Here is an 18673-nt window from a genome sequence, read left to right on the forward strand (position 1 = left end):
GGCTCTCCGGGCGTGCAACGGTGGGTTCGATGCCGGCGCGCTGTAGGCGCTGACGCCTGCACGTTAAAATAGCCGGATGAACGAACAGGTCAAACAACGCTTCGCCGGCATCGAACGGCTGTATGGCGTAGGTGCGCTTGAGCGCCTGCAGGGCAGCCGCGTGGCGGTGGTGGGCATGGGCGGGGTCGGCTCGTGGGTGGTGGAAGCGCTGGCGCGTTCGGCGGTCGGCCACCTGACCCTGATCGACGCCGATGACATCTGCGTGTCCAACACCAACCGGCAGCTGCCGGCGATGGAGGGCAACTACGGCCGCAACAAGGCCGAGGCAATGGCAGAGCGCTGCCGCGCGATCAACCCGGACATCGAGGTCGATGCCGTGCAGGCGTTCCTGACCGTGTCCAACATGGCCGAGTTGCTGGACCGTGGATTCGATCTGGTGATCGATGCCTGCGACAGCTTCCGGGTCAAGGTCGAGACGATCGCCTGGTGCCGTCGCCGCAAGCTGCCGCTGCTGACCGTGGGGGCTGCCGGTGGTCGCACCGATCCGACCCTGGTGCGGATCCGCGATGTCTCTCGCACCGAGCATGACGCCATGCTGGCGCTGATCCGCAAGAAGCTGCGCAGCGAGTTCAATTTCCCGAAGAACGCCAAGCGCTATTTTGGCGTGCCGGCGGTGTACTCGCTGGAAAACGTGAAGTATCCGCAGGCCGATGGCAGCGTCTGCGGCATCCGTCCGAACCTGGGTGCGGATGCAGCACTGAAGCTGGACTGCGGCGCAGGCCTCGGTGCGGCAACGCACATCACCGGAGCGTTCGCGTTCGCTGCGGTGGGCAAGGCGCTGGAAATGCTGCTGGAGCCGAAGAAGGTGAAGGCCGGGGTGGCTGAGGCCAGCGAGGCCTGATGGATCGTGCCGGCCGAGGTCGGCACCTACCGGATGGCGTGCCGGCCAGCGGCCGGCACGACCGTCAGATGGCTGGCAGGCCGAACAATCGGCGCGCGTTCTCAGTCGTGGCATGTGCCACGGCTTCAACATCCATTCCGCGCAGTGCGGCCACGTGGCGGGCGATGACCGCCAACCGCGCCGGTTCGTTGCGCTGGCCGCGGATGCCGGCATCGGGCTGATCCGGTGCATCGGTTTCCAGCAGCAGTTGTTCCAGCGGCATCCCGCGCACCAGGCGCTGCAGCCGTTGCGCGCGTTCGTAGGTCAGTGGACCGCCAAGACCAAGCAGGAAGCCTTGCCGATGCAGTTGCGCGGCCTGTTCCGGGCTGCCGGAAAAGCTGTGCACCACGCCACGCAGGCCGCCGATGCGACGGATCGCGGCGATCACTGCGTCCACCGCGCGTCGCGCATGCACGATCACCGGCAGCTCGAACTCGCGGGCCAGTTCCAGTTGGCCGATGAAGTACGCCTGCTGTGCCTCTGCGTCCAATCCCTCGACGAAGAAATCGAGCCCGCATTCGCCGATCGCACACGGTCGTTCGCGCTCTATCCACTCGCGCAGCAGCGGCAGATGCTCGGGCCGGTGCTCGGTCAGGAACATCGGATGCAGGCCGTAAGCCGGGTACAGCCCCGGTGCCTGCCGGCAGACCTCGCGCAGCTTCGGCCAGCTGGCGGCGGTGACGGCCGGTACCACCTGCTCGCGCACGCCTGCGGCGCCTGCGCGCTCGATCACCGCCGTGCGGTCAGCATCGAATTCACTGGCATCCAGATGGCAGTGGCTGTCGACCAGCGGGGTCAACGCTGTTCCAGCGGCGGCGGGGCCGGGACTGTATTGCGGCTCTTCCAGTTGGCCAGCAGCAGGGTACCGAAGCCCAGTACCAGTTCGTCGACGAACGGGATCGGGTCGGGGATGAACAGGGTCAGTACGAACAGGCCGGCGGTGAGCTTGAACAGGGTGGGGTAGCGCAGCCGGCGGGCCCACTGCAGTACCGGCAGCAGCATCGGGTTGGCCATGGCGTGGATCCTCCTGGGGAATATGCAAACGCTACCACGGGCCCAGCATTTCCCGATGCTGAATGGGTTACAGGAATGAGCAGGAAATGTGGAGATTCCGTTCAGGCAGTGCATGCTGCAATCTGGCCCGAGAACGTTGCGGATGGTCCGCAAGGAGCAGGTCATGAAAAGCACAACTACAACTGTCCTGGTCGCAGCGGGCGCGCTGCTGGTCGGTGGCATCGCCACCGCCGCCTTCATGAAGAGCGGCGACAAATCGCCAGATTCCATCAGCGCCGGAACCCCCAACGGTGAATCACGCCTGGTTGACGGCAACGCCGTTGACGATGGCGCACGTGGTGACAAGCTCGACCCGTCTGCGCCGCGCGGGCTGGAATATGCCGACGTGCTGAAGGTCGACCCGATCACCGAGAAGCAGAAGGCCTACGCCACCGTGATCGGCACCGATGCCGTGCGCGAGACCTCCACCACCCAGACCCCGCACGAGGTCTGCCAGGACGTGACCGTGCAGGAGCGCCTGCCGGAGCGTGACGGCAATGTCGGCGGCACCGTGGTCGGCGCGGTGGTCGGCGGCCTGCTCGGCAACCAGGTTGGCGGTGGCAACGGCAAGAAGGCCGCGACCGCCGCCGGTGCCGTGGCCGGTGGCTTCATCGGCAACCAGATCGACAAGCGCCACGTGGGTGGCCGCGTGGTCAACCGTACCGAGCGCCAGTGCCACACCGAGACCGCCACCTCCGAGTCGAGCCGTGTTACCGGCTACAACGTGACCTACCGCAACGAGGACGGCACCACCGGCACCATGCGAATGGCCAGCAAGCCGGGCAACCGCATCGCCATGGGCACCAATGACGTGGTGAAGGGGTACAACGTGACCTACCGCTACGACGGCGCCGAGAAGACGGTGCGCATGGACAACAAGCCGGCCAGCGATCGCCTGCCGGTGGTCGATGGCCAGCTGGTCACGCAGACCGCCGCTGCCGGCGCCACTGCGGCCACGCGCCAGTAATCCAGAACACCCCCTGCTGTACCCGACGGGCCGGCTCATGCCGGCCCGTTCTTTTGTGAGCGCGGGCATTCATCCGTGTGGACGCGGAATCCACCATCATGGTGGCCCCTTCGACATGGAGTCGGCATGAGCATCTTCGACCTGCGCATCGAAACAGAGCGCCTGATCCTGCGCCCGCTGCTGCGCGAGGACTACGAACCTTACCTGGCGTTCTGCGCCGACGAGGAAACGATGCGCACCCTGGGTGGCGTGCAACCGGCGTCGGTGGCATGGCGCGGTTTCTGCAGCCTGGCCGGCGCTTGGCAGCTGTTCGGCTTCTCGATGTTCAGCGTGATCGAGAAATCCAGCGGAGACTGGATCGGGCGGCTGGGCCCCTGGCAACCGCAGGACTGGCCGGGTACCGAGGTGGGTTGGGGCATCCGTCATGCCAGCTGGGGCCGGGGCTATGCGCCGGAAGCTGCCGTGGCGGCGATCGACTGGGCCTTCGACACGCTGGGTTGGGTCGAGGTGGTCCATACCATCGCCGAGAACAACGACAACTCGCGGGCGGTCGCGCGCAAGCTCGGCAGCACGCTGTTGCGGATGGGCGAACTGCCGCCGCCGTACAACGACAAGCCGATGCAGATCTGGGGCCAGTCGCGCGAACAGTGGCGGCAGCGCCGTTCACCGTTGTAGAGCCGAGCCCATGCTCGGCTGCTGTCCGCCAAATGCAGCCGAGCATGGGCTCGGCTCTACAGATTGTCGGCATGCTGCACCCGCGCTTGGCATTCCCTGGCGCACTTGCCAGACTGCACGCAGCCGGCCGCCGGCCGGATTCGATGGAGCAGGCAATGGTGGAAGCGCGCGTCCCACTGACGGTGCATGGCATGTCGGTCTCGGGCAATTGCCACAAGGTCCGGCTGCTGCTTGAGCAGCTCGGCAGCCGTTACCGCTGGGTGGAGGTGGACAGTGCCCACGGCCAGACCCACACGCCCGAATTCCTGGCGCTCAACCCGAATGCCAAGGTGCCGCTGATCGTGCGCGACGACGGCCGCGTGCTGACCGAATCCAACGCGATCCTGTTCTGGCTGGCAGAAGGCACGCCGTACCTGCCCAACGATGGCTGGGAGCGCGCGCAGGCATTGAGCTGGATGTTCTTCGAGCAGTACACGCATGAACCCTGTGTGGCAGTGGCGCGCTTCATCCGCGGCTGGACCGCGCCCGATTCGCCGCGTCGAGCCGAACTGCCGCGCCTGCACGAGCGTGCCGCCACTGCACTGGCAGTGATGGAGCAGCACCTGCGCCAGGCACAGTGGTTCACTGGCGGCGAGTACGGCATCGCCGATATCGCGCTGTTCGCCTATACCGATGTGGCGGGCGAGGGCGGCATCAGCCTGGAGCCGTTCCCGGAAGTTCGCGCCTGGCTGCAGCGCGTGCGCGAGCAGCCACGCTTCCTGCCGATGCCGGCAGTGACGGCCGAGGTGCGCGCGCGCTTCGAAGCCGCGTGATCCGAACAGGGTAACGCCGGGGCAGGCCCGGCCGAACGCAACAACGACACGGAGGGTGTTCGATGTTCGCTGTGGTTCCCGATCCGATCCCCGCACGCATGCGCGTGCTCAACCGCGCCGATGTGTGCGATGTCAATTTCCTCGAGGCGGTGCGCGGTTGGCGCGGTACGCCACGCCCGCGACCCGCAGCGGATGCACCGATCCTGCCGGGCAGTACGCTCAGTGCCGCCGCGTTCGGTGAACTGTTCGAGTCGCAACTGGTCAGCCGCCAGCTGGACCTGATGGCACGCGTACTGCGCGTGCAGAACAAGGTCTTCTACACCATCGGTTCCTCCGGCCATGAAGGCAACGCGCTGCTGGCGCGGGCCTGCCGTCATACCGATCCGGCCCTCCTGCACTACCGTTCCGGCGCCTTCATGGCCGAGCGTTCGCGGCAGGTGCCGGGCATCGACCCGCTGCGCGATGCCGCGCTCTCGTTCGCCGCCAGTGCCGAGGATCCGGCCAGCGGTGGCCGCCACAAGGTGTGGGGCAGCAAGCCGTTGTGGGTGCTGCCTCAGACCTCGACCATCGCCTCGCACCTGCCCAAGGCGCTGGGCACCGCGCTGGCCATCGAGAGTGGCAAGCGCTTGGGGCAGGCGCTGCCGGTTCCGCCCGACAGCATCGTGCTGTGCTCGTTCGGCGATGCTTCGGCCAACCACGCCACCGCGCAGACCGCCTTCAATACCGCGATGTGGTCGGCCTACCAGAAGCTGCCGGCGCCGATCCTGTTCGTCTGCGAGGACAACGGCCTGGGCATCTCGGTGAAGACCCCTGACGGCTGGATCGCCGAGCGCTTCAGCCATCAGCCGGGGCTGGACTATTTCTTTGCCGATGGCCTGGATCTGGCCATCGGCCACACGCAGGTACAGGCGGCGGTGGAGCACTGCCGGCGCACCCGGCGGCCGACCTTCCTGCATCTGCGCACCACGCGCCTGATGGGCCATGCCGGTACCGACTTTGAAGTGGAATGGCGCGCGCTGCCGGAGCTGTGTGCAGCCGAAGCCCAGGACCCGCTGCTGCGTTCGGCGCAGATCGCACTTGAATCAGGCTGGATGGATGCGGCCGCCATCGAAGTGGCCTACGAGACGATGCGCGCGCGCTGCATGGCCGCCGCCGCCGATGCCGAAGGCAGTGCGAAGCTGCAGTCGCTGCGGGAGGTGATGGCGCCGCTGGCACCGTACACGCCCGCAGCGGTGCAGGCCGAAGCGCAACGCGAGGTCGCTGCCGAAGCGCGCGAGGCACTCTATGGCGATGCCGAGGCATTGCCCGAACGACAGGCGCCGCGGCATCTCGCGATCCAGATCAACCATGGCCTGCAGGAACTGCTGGCCAAGTATCCGCAGAGCCTGTTGTTCGGCGAGGACGTGGCGCAGAAGGGCGGTGTCTACACCGTCACCAAGGATCTGCTGCGCCGCTTCGGGCCGCGCCGGGTGTTCAACACCCTGCTGGACGAGACCATGATCCTGGGCATGGCACAGGGCCTGGCCAACATGGGCATGCTGCCGATTCCGGAAATCCAGTACCTGGCCTACCTGCACAACGCCATCGACCAGCTGCGCGGCGAGGCCTGTTCGCTGCAGTTCTTCTCCAACGACCAGTACCGCAACCCGATGCTGGTGCGGGTGGCCGGGCTGGGCTACCAGAAGGGTTTCGGTGGCCATTTCCACAACGACAACTCGATCACCGCGCTGCGCGACATCCCCGGGCTGGTGGTCGGCTGCCCATCGCGCGGCGACGATGCCGTGATGATGCTGCGCACGCTGGCGGCGCTGGCGCGGGTGGATGGGCGCGTGGCCGTGTTCCTGGAGCCGATCGCGCTGTACATGAGCAAGGACCTGCACGCACCCGGCGACGGCCAGTGGCTGTTCGACTACCCGGCCCAGGGCCAGGCGCTGGTGCCGGGCGAGGGTCGTGTGTACGCGCCGGAGGCTGGCGACCTGGTGGTCTACACCTACGGCAATGGCGTGCCGATGGCGTTGCGTGCGGCGCGGGCCATCGAGCAGCAGCTGGGCTGGGAGGTGCGGGTGGTGGACCTGCGCTGGCTGGTGCCACTGGATGCCGGCTTCATTGCCGCCCAGGCCGCCAGTGCGCGGCGGGTGCTGGTACTGGACGAAGGACGCCACAGCGGCGGAGTAGGCGAGGGGGTGGTCACCGCACTGGTCGAGGCCGGTTTCGGCCACCTGCCGCTGCGCCGGGTCTGCGGTGCCGATACCTATACCCCGCTGGCGGGGGCAGCAATGTTCGGGCTTCCAAGCGACAATGCAGTGATTGGCGCCGCCCTTGAACTGGCGCAGGAACCCTGATGCATGTGTGGATTGGCGGGAATGTTGTTGCCGGCGCCGGTGGCGTCGGCCGAGGTGCTGCAGGCGCAGGTCCTGGCCATGGGCGAGGCACTGCACCACCGCGGGCCGGATGATGGCGGCAGCTGGGTCGACGCCACGGCCGGCATCGCGCTGGCGCATCGCCGCCTGAGCATCCTCGACCTGTCGCCGCTGGGGCATCAGCCGATGGCCTCGGCCGATGGCCGTTACGTGATGGCCTACAACGGCGAGGTCTACAACTTCGCTGCCCTGCGTGCCGAACTGGAGCCGCTGGGGCACACCTTCCGTGGCCATTCGGATACCGAGGTGCTGCTGGCAGCGATCCTGCAGTGGGGTATCGAGGACACCCTGCAGCGCTGCAACGGCATGTTCGCCATCGCCCTGTGGGACCGCCAGCAGCAGTGCCTGTGGCTGGCCCGCGACCGCGTCGGCAAGAAGCCGCTGTACTACGGCTGGGCGGGTGACACGCTGGTGTTCGGCTCTGAACTGAAGGCGCTGTGGCAGCACCCGGCGTTCGACAACGACATCGACCGGGATGCACTGACGCTGCTGCTGCGGCTGGACTACATTCCTGCACCGCACAGCATCCACCAGCGCTGCTACAAGCTGATGCCCGGGCGCGTGCTTCGGCTGGACGCCGAAGCCGTAGCGGCGGGTGCGGCCGCGCACCGCCCGGACCAGGCACAGCGCCCCTACTGGGATGCGCGTGCGCGCATGCAGGCCGCGCTGGCGGCCCCGTTCCAGGGTCGCATCGAGGAGGCCGAGGAACAGCTGGACACGCTGCTGCGCGATGCGGTCGCGCTGCGAATGGTGGCCGACGTGCCGGTGGGCGTGTTCCTGTCCGGTGGTACCGATTCGTCACTGGTGGCCGCGCTGATGCAGGCGCAGAGCGGGCAGCCGGTGCACAGCTTCAGCATCGGCTTCACCGATTCGGGCCACGACGAGGCACCGCTGGCCAGGGAACTGGCCACGCATCTGGGTTGCGACCACACCGAGCTCTACGTCAGCGGCGCGGATGCACTGGCAGTCGTGCCACAACTGCCGGCAATGTTCGACGAACCTTTCGCCGACGCTTCGCAGGTGCCGACCGCGCTGGTCGCGCGCCTGGCGCGTCAGGGCGTGACTGTGGCGTTGTCGGGTGACGGCGGTGATGAGCTGTTCTTCGGCTACACCCGCTACGTGCGCGCACTGCGCAACTGGCAGATGCTGGGCCGCGTGCCGGGCCCGCTCCGGCGCTGGATGGGCGCGCGCGCGCAGCAGCAGGGCGAGGCCTCGCGGACCGGCGGACTGGCCGCGCTGCTGGCCGAGTCCGGCGCGCGTGGCATCGGCGACGTGTACCGCAACCGCATCTCGCGCTGGCGCGATCCGGCGGCGGCAGTGCCGGGCGCGCAGGCTGCCGGCAGCTTCTACGACCTGGCCGATCCGTTGCACGGCGCCGGCACACCGGCCGACGCGATGATGCTGGCCGATTACGTGACCTACCTGCCGGATGACCTGCTGTGCAAGGTCGACCGCACCTCGATGGCAGTCAGCCTGGAGGCACGCGCGCCGCTGCTGGACTGGCGCGTGGCCGAGTTCGCCTGGTCGCTGCCGCTGGGCTTCAAGCGCAGCGAAACCACCAGCAAGGTGCTGCTCAAGCGGGTTCTTGGCCGCTACGTGCCGCAGTCGATGGTGCACCGGCCCAAGCGCGGATTCGGTGCGCCGGTCAGCGACTGGCTGAAGGGCGACCTGCGGCCGTGGGCCGAAGACCTGCTGCAGCCGGCACGCCTGGAGCGCGAGGGAGTGCTGTCGGCGTCGGCGGTGCAGCCGCTGTGGCAGCAGTTCCTGGGGGGGCAGCGCAAGTGGCATACCCACCTGTGGAACGTGCTGATGTTCCAAGCCTGGCAGGCGCATTGGCGGCAGGTGCGGGCCGGCGTGACCGGCGGCTGATCTTCACCGGACGACACGGGCCCGGCGTCTAGGCTGGGCCTCCCGCACCGTGAGGAGTATGTCCCGATGTCCGTCCCTACCATCGCCGTGTTCGTCGGCAGCCTGCGCAAGGATTCCTGCAACCGCAAGCTGGCCCATGCGCTGGAGAAGATCGCTGGCGACCGCGCGCGCTTCCAGTACGTGCAGATCGGCGATCTGCCGCTGTACGACCAGGATTTCGATGGCCAGTACCCGCCGCAGGGCACCCGGCTGAAGGATCAGGTGCGTGCTGCCGACGCGGTGCTGTTCGTGACCCCCGAATACAACCGGTCGGTGCCGGGCGTGCTGAAAAACGCCATCGACATCGGCTCGCGCCCGTACGGTGACAGTGCGTTTGCCGGCAAGCCGGCGGCGGTGATCGGCGCCTCCATCGGCCAGATCGGTACCGCCGTGGCCCAGCAGCACCTGCGCATCAGCCTGGCTTTCCTGGACATGCATGTGCTCGGCCAGCCCGAAGCGTTCATCCACTTCAAGGACGGCCTGATCGATGCCGACGGCACGATCCACAACGAGGGCACGCAGAAGTTCCTGCAGAGCTACGTGGACCGGTTCCTGGCACTGATCGCGGTGCACGTGAAGGGCGATTGAGGCCGATGGGTCAGAGCGCTCTGCGTTGCAGAGGGATCCGACCCCAACCACGCCCGGGGTCGGATCCCGGCGCGCAGCGACGGGCTCTGACCCCACGCCCCGCTGAGCGGGCCAGAGCGCGTACGCTGCACGGAATCCGACCTTGGTGGCCTGATCTGCGATAATGCTCAACTCGGGCGTCGCAACGGCGCCCGTCGCAGGCACTGCGACGCCCCCGCGCCAGAGTGGCCAGGCACTGGCGGATATCCCCCGTTTCTCCACGGCTTATCCACAGGCTTGTCCATGGCTGCCGGGGTCGGCGCATGACTACACTCGTCCGGCCCACTTTTGCAGGAAACACCGCAGCATGTCCGCTCGTTCCGGCTTCCGTTCCAACCGCAGAGAGCGCGGTGATGGCTTCGATCGCGATCGCGACGAATCGCGTATCGACCAGCTGCGCGTGCCGCCGCATTCGGTGGAAGCCGAGCAGGCGGTGCTGGGGGGCCTGATGCTGGCGCCGGAGGCCTATGATCGGGTCAACGATCAGCTGACCGAGGGTGATTTCTACCGCCGCGACCACCAGATGATCTACCGCGCGATCCGCGAACTGTCCGAGCGCGAGCGGCCGTTCGACGCGGTGACCCTGGGCGAGTGGTTCGAATCGCAGGGCAAGCTGGAGCTGGTGGGCGATGGCGCCTACCTGATCGAGCTGGCGAGCACTACGCCATCGGCGGCCAACATCGTGGCCTATGCCGAGATCGTGCGTGACAAGGCGGTGCTGCGGCAGCTGATCCAGGTCGGCACCGACATCGTCAACGATGGCTTCCAGCCCGAAGGCCGTGACAGCAGCGAGCTTCTGGCATCGGCGGAAAAGAGCGTGTTCGCCATCGCCGAGCAGGGTGCACGCGGACGTACCGACTTCGTGGCCATGCCTGGCGCGCTGAAGGATGCCTTCGAGGAGCTGCGCAACCGCTTCGAGAACGGCGGCAACATCACCGGCCTGCCGACCGGCTACAACGACTTCGATGCGATGACCGCCGGCCTGCAGCCGACCGACCTGATCATCCTCGCCGCGCGCCCGGCCATGGGCAAGACCACGTTCGCACTGAACATCGCCGAGTACGCGGCGATCAAGTCGAAGAAGGGCGTGGCGGTGTTCTCGATGGAAATGTCGGCCTCGCAGCTGGCGATGCGCCTGATCTCCTCCAACGGCCGCATCAACGCGCAGCGCCTGCGTACCGGCCAGCTGGAAGACGAGGACTGGAGCCGCGTCACCAGCGCGATCAAGATGCTGAAGGAAACCAAGATCTTCATCGACGATACGCCAGGCGTGTCGCCGGAAGTGCTGCGTTCCAAGTGCCGCCGCCTCAAGCGCGAGCACGACCTGGGCCTGGTGGTGATCGACTACCTGCAGCTGATGAGCGTGCCGGGCAACAGCGAGAACCGCGCGACGGAAATCTCGGAAATCTCGCGTTCGCTGAAGGGCCTGGCCAAGGAACTGCACGTGCCGGTGATCGCGCTGTCGCAGCTCAACCGCTCGCTGGAAACGCGTACCGACAAGCGCCCGGTGATGGCCGACCTTCGCGAATCGGGCGCAATCGAGCAGGATGCGGACATGATCGTCTTCATCTACCGCGATGATTACTACAACAAGGAAAATTCGCCGGACAAGGGCCTGGCCGAGATCATCATCGGCAAGCACCGTGGTGGCCCGACCGGTTCGTGCAAGCTGAAGTTCTTCGGCGAATACACCCGCTTCGACAACCTGGCCCACGACTCGGTGGGTTCGTTCGAGTAACGACCGTGCCGGCCGCCGGCCGGCACCACCTCCTGGTCGGCAAACCATTCGAAACGCCAATCTTCCGTATGTGGCGTGTAAATGACATGTAACGCGACGCTTCTACGATTCCGCCGCTGCTGCCCTTCGACGCCGCCCTTCGGCGTCCAGCGTGCCCAAGGAATCCGCCCCCATGTCGTCCCACGCTCCGCTCCGCCGCAATCTGCTGGCCTTGCTGGTCTGTGCTTCGCTCCCCTCATTGGCCGCTGCTGAAACCGCCCCCGGCACTGATGCCCAGTCGGCCACCACGCTCGATTCGATCTCGGTGATCGGTCGCGGCGAAGCCCGGCAGGTGCAGCGCGTGACCGCCGAGGACATGAAGGTGCTGCCGCCCGGCGCCAACCCGCTGAAGCTGCTGGCGACCAAGCCGGGCGTGCATTTCGAATCGGCCGATGCCACCGGCGCCTACGAATGGTCCACCACCATCAGCCTGCGTGGCTTCAACCAGAACCGCCTGGGCTACACGCTCGATGGCATTCCGCTGGGCAACATGGCCTACGGCAACAGCAATGGTCTGCACATCAGCCGCGCGGTGATCAGCGAGAACCTGGGCGGTGCCGAAGTCTCCACCGGCATCGGTGCGCTGGGCACGCCGTCGACCAGCAACCTCGGCGGCGTGTTCCAGTTCTATTCGATCGATCCGTCCACCGAGTATGGCGTGGTGCTGGCACAGAGCTTCGGCAGCGACAGTGCGCGCCGCAGCTATGCGCGCCTGGAGACCGGTGAACATCAGGGCTTCGCTGCCTACCTGTCCGGCGTGTATTCAGAAGGCGACAAGTGGAAGGGCAAGGGTTCGCAGGAGCTGAAGCAGTTCAACGGCAAGGCCACCTACAACTTCGGTGCGGACAGCAGGATCACCGCACTGTTCAACGCATCGCGCCGCGTCGAGGCCGACTACCAGGACCTGTCGCTGGAGATGATCGATCGCCTGGGCTGGGACTGGGACAACTACGCCCCGGACTGGGATCGCGCGGTGGCCGCCGCACGCGGCACGTTCAGCGGCGGCGTCAACAGCCCGTGGGACGCGTATTACTCCGGCCACGGCCTGCGCAATGACGATCTGTCCAGCATTGCCGGCGATTTCGGCCTGAACGAGTCGATGCGCCTGAAGGTGAACGTCTACAACCACAGCAACCGTGGCCAGGGCCACTGGTTCAGCCCGTCCAATCCGTCGAACCCGGGCACCAGCCGCGAGATCCCGATCTCGATCCGCACCACCGAGTATGCGATCGACCGCACGGGCGTGACCTCGGCGTTCACCTGGAACGTGGCGGGCCACGAACTGGAAGCGGGCCTGTGGTACGAAGACAACGGCCACAGCGTGCAGCGCAACTTCTATTACATCGACGGCCCGATCACCGACGATTTCTTCCTGCGCAATCCGGACCAGCGCGTGTGGCACCAGCGCTACACCACCATCACCCGCCAGTTCTACGTGCAGGACCGCTTCCGCCTGTTCGATGACCGCCTGACCATCGACATCGGTGCAAAGTCACCGAACACCCGCACCCGCGTGCGCACGCCGCTGGGCAGCTATGCCAGCAACAGCAGCCTGACCTCGAAGAAGGGTTTCCTGCCGCAGGCCGGCTTCAACTTCAAGCTCAACGAAGGCAACGAGATCTTCGGCTCGTTCGCCAAGAACATCGCCGCCTATGCGCTGGGCGTGGGCAGCCCGTTCAACGTACCGCAGGCCGCATTCGATGCCAGCGCGAAGAACCTGAAGCCGGAACAGTCGCGCACCCTCGAGCTGGGCTGGCGCGGCTACGGCCAGGGCTATGAAGCCTCGGTGGCGGTGTACGACGTGAAGTTCGACAACCGTCTGCTGGCCATCGCGCAGTGCGTGGGCATCCTCGGTTGCCCGGCGCTGTTCTCGAACGTCGGTTCGGTGACCAGCCGCGGCGCCGAGGCGACCCTGCAGCTGAAGCCGATGCAGGGCCTGACCTGGTCCAACGCGCTGTCGTGGAATGACAGCACCTACGACAACGACTACGTGAACAACGGCGTGGTGCCGACCCGGGGCAAGAAGACCGTCGACACCCCGGAATGGATGTTCGCCAGCACCCTGGCCTGGACGCCGGGCCCGTGGGACCTGCGCCTGGCCGCCAACCATGTCGGCAAGCGTTACGTGACCTATACCAACGACGTGTCGGTGCCCAGCTACTGGCTGGTCAACGCTTCGGCGGCCTATGACTTCGGCAAGCTCGGCCCGGCACAGAACCTGACCGTGGCGCTGAACCTGACCAACCTGACCGACAAGCGTTATCTGTCCTCGATCAACACCAACGGCACCTACGCCGCCGACCCGACCCGCAGCCTGGCGACCATGCAGGTGGGCGCGCCGCGGCAGGTGATGGCGACCGCTACCGTGCACTTCTGATGCGCGGGCCAGTCGATCCGGAAAGCCGTCGTCGCCTGCTGCGCATGGCGTGGCAGGGTACGGGAGCGGCGATCGCGCTGGCAGCGATGCCGGGGCTGGCTACGGCCGGCCCACGCCCGCGGTTGGGACGTGATCCGTTCACCTTGGGCGTCGCCGCCGGCGATCCGGATCCGCAGGGAGCGGTGCTGTGGACGCGGCTGGCGCCGGACCCGCTCAACGGCGGCGGCATGCCGTCGCGGGCGGTGCCGGTGCGCTGGTTCGTGGCCGAAGACCCGGGCATGCGCCGGCTGGTGCAGCGTGGTGTCGCCGCGGCGGTGCCCGAGCTGGCGCACTCGGTACATGTGGAGGTCAACGGCCTGCGCCCGGGCCGTGACTACTACTACCGTTTCGCCTGCGATGGCGATGAGGAAAGCGCGGTCGGTCATTTCCGCACCGCGCCGCTGCTGGACACGCAGCTGCAGCAGCTGCGGCTGGCACTGTGCACCTGCCAGGCCTGGAACAGCGGCTACTACCCGGTGCTGCGTGACATCGCGCAGACCGACGTCGACCTGGTGCTGCATGCCGGTGACTACCTGTACGAATACAGCCCGCTGCAGAATGCGCGCGGACGCACGCTGGATGCCGGGCGCTTCAGCGGCGAGACCGTCAGCCTGGAGCGCTATCGCAACCAGTATGCGCTGTACAAGCTCGATCCCGATCTGCAGGCCGCGCACGCCGCACACGCGTTCGCGGTGATCTGGGACGACCACGAAGTGCAGAACGATTACTCCGGCATCCATCCGGAGAAGCCTGGCGTCTCGACGGAGGACTTCATCGTTCGCCGCGCGGCGGCCTACCGCGCGTTCTACGAGCACCTGCCGATGCGCGGCACGCCTGCGGGCAACGGTGGCCTGCGCGTGCATCGGCGCCTGCGTTACGGCGATCTGGCACAGCTGACCCTGCTCGACTGCCGCCAGTTCCGTCCGGCCAACCCCTGTGGGGTGGGCGAGTCGCCGCGCTGCGAGGCGGCCCTGGACCCGCGCATGAGCATGCTGGGCGTGGGCCAGGAAGCCTGGTTCGCGCAGTCGATGGCGGCCGCACGCGGCACGCGCTGGAACGTGGTGGTGCAGCAGCTGCTGATGGCGCAGCTGCGGCTGGACGGCGGCAAGCCGCGCGAACGTTTCTGGAACGATGCCTGGGACGGTTATCCGGCGGCACGCAACCGTCTGCTGCAGGCGATGCAGGCGGGTGGGCAGGGTAATGCCATCGTGCTGGGCGGGGACTGGCATTCCACCTTCGTCAACGACCTGAAGCTGGACTTCGATGCCGCCAGTGCGCCGGTCGTGGCCACCGAATTCATCGCTCCGGCGATCAGCAGCGGCGGCGACGACACACCGTATGGACCGTATTACGGGCCATCGATTCCGCAGAACCCGCACATCCGTTACTTCGACGGCGACCGCCGCGGCTGGTGGAAGCTGCAGCTGAACCGGCAGACCGTGGACGCCGAGCTGCGCTTCGCCGACAGCGTGCTGCGCGCGGATGCGCCGGTGCGTACTGCGGCGCGCTTCCAGGTCACCCACGGCCGTCCGGGCGCAGTGCAGCTCCTGTAGAGCCGAGCCCACGCTCGGCTGCTTCTGGAAAGCCGAGCGTAGGCTCGGCTCTACAACGGCGCTGGATCGCTTTCATCGCCCCCAGCCCGGTTTCGTCGCAAACCATTTGCGGCCGCCGGGGCAGGGCGCCAAGGTGGTCCCAGGCGGCAGGGTGCCGCCCCAAGGAGACCGTGATGAAGACCCTGTTCGCGCTCGGTGTGTGGTGCCTGCTGTTCGTGCTGTGCTGGCCGCTGGCGATCCTCGCCCTGATCGCCTGGCCGTTCGTCTGGCTGCTGAGCCTGCCGTTCCGCCTGGTCGGCATCACCTTCTCGGCCCTGTTCGCCTTCCTGCGCGCGCTGTTCATGCTGCCGGCGCGGTTGCTGGGTGGCCGGGCGGTGGCCGCATGAGGATGGTGCTGCTGGTCGGTCTGGCCCTGTTGTCAGGCCCGGTGCTGGCCGCACCGCCCGCGCCACCGTCGGCGTGGCTGGAGCGGCAGCAGGCAGCCGGTGCTGATGAAGCGAATGCTGCGGGGGCGAAACCCTCGACGGTACCGAAGGCCAAGGAGCGCTGCCGGGTCACGAAGGAGTGGAAGGTCGGCGAGACGGTGGTGCAGCACAGGGTCTGCGACGATCCACCGAAGAAGCCGGCTGGAAAGGTGTAGCGCCGAGCCGATGCTCGGCTGTGCCTTCACGGACCGCCAAGTGCGCAGCCGAGCGTAGGCTCGGCTCTACATGAAGAAGGGCAACAAAAAGCCCCGCCGAGGCGGGGTTTTCTGTTTGCAGGAGTGTGCCGACCAACGGTCGGCACGCACCCGGATGCAGGTCAGTTCGCCTTGTGGATGGCGCGCTTGCTGACCGCCATCGCCGCGTCGTGGATCACTTCCGACAGCGACGGGTGGGCATGGCAGATGCGGGCCAGGTCATCGGCCGAGCCGCTGAACTCCATGGTCAGCACACCTTCGTGCACCAGCTCGGAGACGTTGGCGCCGACCAAGTGCATGCCGAGGATGCGATCGGTTTCGGCGTGGGCCAGGATCTTCACGAAGCCGGCCGGTTCGATCATCGCCACGGCACGGCCGTTGGCGGCGAACGGGAAGCTGCCAGCCTTGTACGGAATGCCTTCGGCCTTCAGCTGGGCTTCGGTCTTGCCGACCCAGGCCAGTTCCGGCTCGGTGTAGATGACCCACGGGATGGTGTCAAAGTTGACGTGGCCCGGCAGGCCGGCGATCAGCTCAGCCACCGCGATGCCTTCCTCGAAGCCCTTGTGCGCCAGCATCGGGCCGCGCACGCAGTCGCCGACCGCCCACACGCCGTTGACGCCGGTGTGGCAGTGCGCGTCGACTTCGATCTGGCCGCGCTCGTTGATCTTGACGCCGGTGCCTTCGGCCAGCAGGCCCTTGGTGGCGGCGCGACGGCCGACGGCCACCAGCAGCTTGTCCACGGTCAGGGTCTTTTCGCCTTCAGCGTCGGTATAGGTGACGATGACTTCCTTCTTCTTGCCCTTGCCGGTGATCTCGGTCTTGGAGACCTTGGCGTTGAGCTTGATGTCCAGGCCCTGCTTCTTGAATTCCTTGGCAGCGGCCTTGGCCACTTCGGTGTCGGCAGCCGCCAGGAACTCCGGCATGGCTTCGAGGATGGTGACTTCAGCACCCAGGCGCTTCCACACGCTGCCCAGTTCCAGGCCGATCACGCCGGCGCCGATCACCGCAAGGCGGTTCGGCACTTCGGTGAAGTCCAGGCCGCCGACGTTGTCGACGATGGTCTCGCCGTCGAACTTGGCAAACGGCAGTTCGATCGAATCCGAACCGGCCGCGATGATGACGTTGGTGCCCTTCAGCTCGACGACGGAACCGTCATGCTGGGTGACCTTGACCACGTTGCCCGGCTGCAGTTCGCCGAAGCCGTAATAGGCGGCGACCTTGTTGGCCTTGAACAGCATGCCGATGCCGCCGGTGAACTGCTTGACGATCTTGTCCTTGCGGCCAACCATCGCCTCGACGTCGATCTTGGCATCCTTGAAGCTGATGCCGTGGTCGCCAAAGATGTGGCCCATGTTCCAGAACTGGCGCGAGGAATCCAGCAGCGCCTTGGACGGGATGCAGCCCACGCGCAGGCAGGTGCCGCCGAGGGCCGGCTTGCCGTCCTTGCCCAGCGCTGCGTCGATGCAGGCGGTCTTCAGGCCCAGCTGGGCCGCGCGGATGGCAGCGTGGTAACCGGCCGGGCCGGCACCGATGACGACGACGTCGAATTGTTCAGCCATTGAATTATTCCTTGATGCATTACCAGAACCCCTCCGCGCAGGCGCGGAGGGGCGGGAGGTTTCTTACAGGCCGAACAGCATGCGGCCCGGGTTTTCCAGCTGGTTCTTGATGTCCACCAGGAACTGCACCGAATCCTTGCCGTCGATGATGCGGTGGTCGTACGACAGCGCCAGGTACATCATCGGCGCGATCACGACCTGGCCGTTCTGGGCGATCGGACGCTCCTTGATGGCGTGCATGCCCAGGATGGCGCTCTGCGGCGGGTTGATGATCGGGGTCGACAGCAGCGAACCGAAGGTGCCGCCGTTGGTCACGGTGAAGGTGCCGCCCTGCAGTTCATCCAGGCCCAGCTTGCCGTCACGCGCCTTCTTGGCGTAGTCGGCGATGGTCTTCTCGATGTCGGCGAACGACATGCGCTCGACGTTGCGCAGGACCGGGGTGACCAGGCCCTTCTCGGTCGACACGGCGATCGAGATGTCCGAGTAGCCGTGGTAGATGATGTCGTCGCCGTCGATCGAGGCGTTGACCAGCGGGAAGCGCTGCAGCGCATTGGCCGCGGCCTTCACGAAGAAGCTCATGAAGCCCAGCTTGATGCCGTGGGCCTTGACGAACTCGTCCTGCAGTTCCTTGCGCGCCGCCGACACCTTGGACAGGTCGACTTCGTTGAAGGTGGTCAGCATGGCAGTGGAGTTCTTCGACTCCATCAGGCGCTCGGCGATGCGCTTGCGGATGCGGGTCATCGGCACGCGTTCTTCCGGACGTGCGCCACCGGCCTTGCCGGCGCCGCCATTGCGAGCGAAGTTGACGATGTCTTCCTTGGTGACCGCGCCGCGACGGCCGGTGCCGTCGACGTCGGCCGGGTTCACGCCTTCGGTGATGGCGGTGAAGCGGGCGCCCGGCGGCAGGGCATCGGCAGCCGACTTGGCAGCCGGGGCCGGAGCGGCGGCAGCCGCCGGAGCAGCAGCGGCCGGGGCAGCGGCTGCTGCCGGAGCGGCTTCAGCAGCCGGAGCCGGGGCAGCAGCCACGGCGCCTTCTTCGATGATCGCCACGACCTGGCTGGAGGTCACGGTCGAGCCTTCGGCGAACTTGATTTCCTTGAGCACGCCGTCGACCGGCGACGGCACTTCCAGGACGACCTTGTCGGTTTCCAGGTCAAGCAGGTTTTCGTCGCGCTTGACGGCGTCGCCCACCTTCTTGTGCCAGGTGGCGATGGTGCCGTCGGCGACGGATTCGGGCAGTACCGGGGCTTTGACTTCGGTGGCCATTGCGGGAGCTTCCTGGTTTGT

The 18673-nt window shown here is 66.9% G+C and carries 16 protein-coding genes; 12 read left to right on the plus strand and 4 right to left on the minus strand.

What is annotated here, in order from left to right:
• Positions 1 to 76: 76 nt before the first annotated feature.
• Positions 77 to 901: a tRNA threonylcarbamoyladenosine dehydratase gene (locus ACZK0Z_RS07895; protein WP_049429422.1), complete on the plus strand. Its 825-nt coding sequence runs from the start codon at positions 77 to 79 to the stop codon at positions 899 to 901.
• A 64-nt stretch (positions 902 to 965) separates the two neighbouring features.
• Here the strand turns inward: ACZK0Z_RS07895 and ACZK0Z_RS07900 are convergent, their stop codons facing one another.
• Both ACZK0Z_RS07900 and ACZK0Z_RS07905 read right to left on the minus strand, forming a co-directional pair.
• A complete protein-coding gene (locus tag ACZK0Z_RS07900; RefSeq protein ID WP_197620240.1) occupies positions 966 to 1739 on the minus strand; it encodes a TatD family hydrolase in 774 nt (257 codons plus the stop codon).
• Complete coding sequence (locus ACZK0Z_RS07905; protein ID WP_005410285.1) at positions 1736 to 1954, minus strand: DUF6116 family protein; 219 nt, start codon at positions 1952 to 1954, stop codon at positions 1736 to 1738. Before ACZK0Z_RS07905 ends, ACZK0Z_RS07900 begins: the two co-directional genes overlap by 4 nt.
• A 163-nt stretch (positions 1955 to 2117) precedes the next feature.
• Here ACZK0Z_RS07905 and ACZK0Z_RS07910 point away from each other — a divergent pair, with 163 nt between their 5' ends.
• The 11 genes from ACZK0Z_RS07910 to ACZK0Z_RS07960 all read left to right on the plus strand — a co-directional run bounded on the left by ACZK0Z_RS07910 (position 2118) and on the right by ACZK0Z_RS07960 (position 15788).
• Positions 2118 to 2960 carry a glycine zipper 2TM domain-containing protein gene (locus tag ACZK0Z_RS07910; protein ID WP_049429434.1) on the plus strand — a complete coding sequence of 281 codons (843 nt, stop codon included), beginning with the start codon at positions 2118 to 2120 and terminating at the stop codon, positions 2958 to 2960.
• Between the two features lie 126 nt (positions 2961 to 3086).
• Positions 3087 to 3635 (plus strand): GNAT family N-acetyltransferase, encoded by a 549-nt coding sequence (locus ACZK0Z_RS07915; protein WP_049429420.1) that lies wholly within the window; start codon positions 3087 to 3089, stop codon positions 3633 to 3635.
• Positions 3636 to 3790: 155 nt separating this feature from the next.
• A complete protein-coding gene (locus ACZK0Z_RS07920) occupies positions 3791 to 4447 on the plus strand; it encodes a glutathione S-transferase family protein (RefSeq protein WP_049429433.1) in 657 nt (218 codons plus the stop codon).
• Between the two features lie 62 nt (positions 4448 to 4509).
• Positions 4510 to 6789 carry a transketolase C-terminal domain-containing protein gene (locus ACZK0Z_RS07925; protein ID WP_197633736.1) on the plus strand — a complete coding sequence of 760 codons (2280 nt, stop codon included), beginning with the start codon at positions 4510 to 4512 and terminating at the stop codon, positions 6787 to 6789.
• Positions 6790 to 6792: 3 nt separating this feature from the next.
• A complete protein-coding gene (gene asnB, locus ACZK0Z_RS07930) occupies positions 6793 to 8736 on the plus strand; it encodes an asparagine synthase (glutamine-hydrolyzing) (RefSeq protein ID WP_197633735.1) in 1944 nt (647 codons plus the stop codon).
• Positions 8737 to 8802: 66 nt separating this feature from the next.
• Positions 8803 to 9363, plus strand: coding sequence for an NADPH-dependent FMN reductase (locus ACZK0Z_RS07935; RefSeq protein ID WP_197620681.1), 561 nt, complete (start codon positions 8803 to 8805; stop codon positions 9361 to 9363).
• Between the two features lie 346 nt (positions 9364 to 9709).
• Positions 9710 to 11140 (plus strand): replicative DNA helicase, encoded by a 1431-nt coding sequence (locus ACZK0Z_RS07940; RefSeq protein WP_005410278.1) that lies wholly within the window; start codon positions 9710 to 9712, stop codon positions 11138 to 11140.
• Positions 11141 to 11312: 172 nt separating this feature from the next.
• Positions 11313 to 13556, plus strand: coding sequence for a TonB-dependent receptor family protein (locus ACZK0Z_RS07945; protein ID WP_197633734.1), 2244 nt, complete (start codon positions 11313 to 11315; stop codon positions 13554 to 13556).
• Positions 13556 to 15148, plus strand: coding sequence for an alkaline phosphatase D family protein (locus ACZK0Z_RS07950; RefSeq protein ID WP_197633733.1), 1593 nt, complete (start codon positions 13556 to 13558; stop codon positions 15146 to 15148). The genes ACZK0Z_RS07945 and ACZK0Z_RS07950 overlap by 1 nt, the downstream gene beginning before the upstream one ends.
• A 173-nt stretch (positions 15149 to 15321) precedes the next feature.
• The gene (locus tag ACZK0Z_RS07955) at positions 15322 to 15534 is read left to right on the plus strand and encodes a hypothetical protein (RefSeq protein ID WP_010486834.1); all 213 of its coding nucleotides are present in this window, start codon (positions 15322 to 15324) and stop codon (positions 15532 to 15534) included.
• The gene (locus ACZK0Z_RS07960; protein WP_197620686.1) at positions 15531 to 15788 is read left to right on the plus strand and encodes a hypothetical protein; all 258 of its coding nucleotides are present in this window, start codon (positions 15531 to 15533) and stop codon (positions 15786 to 15788) included. Before ACZK0Z_RS07955 ends, ACZK0Z_RS07960 begins: the two co-directional genes overlap by 4 nt.
• A gap of 161 nt (positions 15789 to 15949) precedes the next feature.
• Here the strand turns inward: ACZK0Z_RS07960 and lpdA are convergent, their stop codons facing one another.
• Positions 15950 to 17386 (minus strand): dihydrolipoyl dehydrogenase, encoded by a 1437-nt coding sequence (gene lpdA / locus ACZK0Z_RS07965; protein ID WP_049429413.1) that lies wholly within the window; start codon positions 17384 to 17386, stop codon positions 15950 to 15952.
• Between the two features lie 63 nt (positions 17387 to 17449).
• Positions 17450 to 18652 (minus strand): dihydrolipoyllysine-residue succinyltransferase, encoded by a 1203-nt coding sequence (sucB, locus tag ACZK0Z_RS07970; RefSeq protein ID WP_005410272.1) that lies wholly within the window; start codon positions 18650 to 18652, stop codon positions 17450 to 17452.
• Positions 18653 to 18673: the final 21 nt, after the last annotated feature.

The organism is Stenotrophomonas sp. 116085_Sma, assembly GCF_056479585.1.

Bases quoted from the DNA above. Each gene is read 5' to 3' on its own strand.
- ACZK0Z_RS07895 (WP_049429422.1), top strand. From the start codon at position 77: ATGAACGAACAGGTCAAACAACGCTTCGCCGGCATCGAACGGCTGTAT.
- ACZK0Z_RS07905 (WP_005410285.1), bottom strand. From the start codon at position 1,954: ATGGCCAACCCGATGCTGCTGCCGGTACTGCAGTGGGCCCGCCGGCTG.
- ACZK0Z_RS07910 (WP_049429434.1), top strand. From the start codon at position 2,118: ATGAAAAGCACAACTACAACTGTCCTGGTCGCAGCGGGCGCGCTGCTG.
- ACZK0Z_RS07915 (WP_049429420.1), top strand. From the start codon at position 3,087: ATGAGCATCTTCGACCTGCGCATCGAAACAGAGCGCCTGATCCTGCGC.
- ACZK0Z_RS07920 (WP_049429433.1), top strand. From the start codon at position 3,791: ATGGTGGAAGCGCGCGTCCCACTGACGGTGCATGGCATGTCGGTCTCG.
- ACZK0Z_RS07925 (WP_197633736.1), top strand. From the start codon at position 4,510: ATGTTCGCTGTGGTTCCCGATCCGATCCCCGCACGCATGCGCGTGCTC.
- asnB (WP_197633735.1), top strand. From the start codon at position 6,793: ATGTGTGGATTGGCGGGAATGTTGTTGCCGGCGCCGGTGGCGTCGGCC.
- ACZK0Z_RS07935 (WP_197620681.1), top strand. From the start codon at position 8,803: ATGTCCGTCCCTACCATCGCCGTGTTCGTCGGCAGCCTGCGCAAGGAT.
- ACZK0Z_RS07940 (WP_005410278.1), top strand. From the start codon at position 9,710: ATGTCCGCTCGTTCCGGCTTCCGTTCCAACCGCAGAGAGCGCGGTGAT.
- ACZK0Z_RS07945 (WP_197633734.1), top strand. From the start codon at position 11,313: ATGTCGTCCCACGCTCCGCTCCGCCGCAATCTGCTGGCCTTGCTGGTC.
- ACZK0Z_RS07950 (WP_197633733.1), top strand. From the start codon at position 13,556: ATGCGCGGGCCAGTCGATCCGGAAAGCCGTCGTCGCCTGCTGCGCATG.
- ACZK0Z_RS07955 (WP_010486834.1), top strand. From the start codon at position 15,322: ATGAAGACCCTGTTCGCGCTCGGTGTGTGGTGCCTGCTGTTCGTGCTG.
- ACZK0Z_RS07960 (WP_197620686.1), top strand. From the start codon at position 15,531: ATGAGGATGGTGCTGCTGGTCGGTCTGGCCCTGTTGTCAGGCCCGGTG.
- lpdA (WP_049429413.1), bottom strand. From the start codon at position 17,386: ATGGCTGAACAATTCGACGTCGTCGTCATCGGTGCCGGCCCGGCCGGT.
- sucB (WP_005410272.1), bottom strand. From the start codon at position 18,652: ATGGCCACCGAAGTCAAAGCCCCGGTACTGCCCGAATCCGTCGCCGAC.